1 pseudogene is annotated in these 500 nt (G+C 49.4%); it reads right to left on the reverse strand.

The features are described 5' to 3' along the window. A pseudogene (locus R7Z47_RS27135) lies at positions 1–500 on the reverse strand (deca-heme c-type cytochrome); the annotation flags it as partial.

A 500-nucleotide genomic window follows, 5' to 3' on the forward strand; every position in this document is an offset into this window, starting at 1 on the left:
CACCCAGTCGAATCATCTCATTCTCATGTTTCACGGCGCGAGCAAGCGCAACCAACGAATTCTGGCCAGTATTGCCTGCCATTCGCTCTAAAGCCGATGCGCGAATGATGTCACTGTTGGAAGAATCTTGAGCCGTATAAGCCAAGGCATCTGAACCACCTCGGTGACCTATCGCGTCTGCATAAAATGCGACCGAAAAGTGCTGAGTGTTGCGATACTTTGATTTTGGGAACCATTGACCAATCTGCTCATCGGCCCACTTCGCATCTTTATCATCATGACAAGCAGTACAAACATTGGGCGTATTAATATGCTTGCTTAAATCTGGGCGGGGAACGTGCCAACTGTGGTCTCTACGCGGGTCTACCTGCATATAAGTCGTCTCCGGCATGTGGCACGTTGTGCATTTCGATGCTTCGGTGTTCGCTTGATGAAAGGTGTGGTTTTCTGGCAGATAATCTGACGCTACATGGCATTGCGCGCATACTGCTTCTTCTGAG

The organism is Vibrio sp. 1641 (genome assembly GCF_033339995.1).
In the GTDB taxonomy this organism is placed as follows: Bacteria; Pseudomonadota; Gammaproteobacteria; order Enterobacterales; family Vibrionaceae; genus Vibrio; species Vibrio alginolyticus.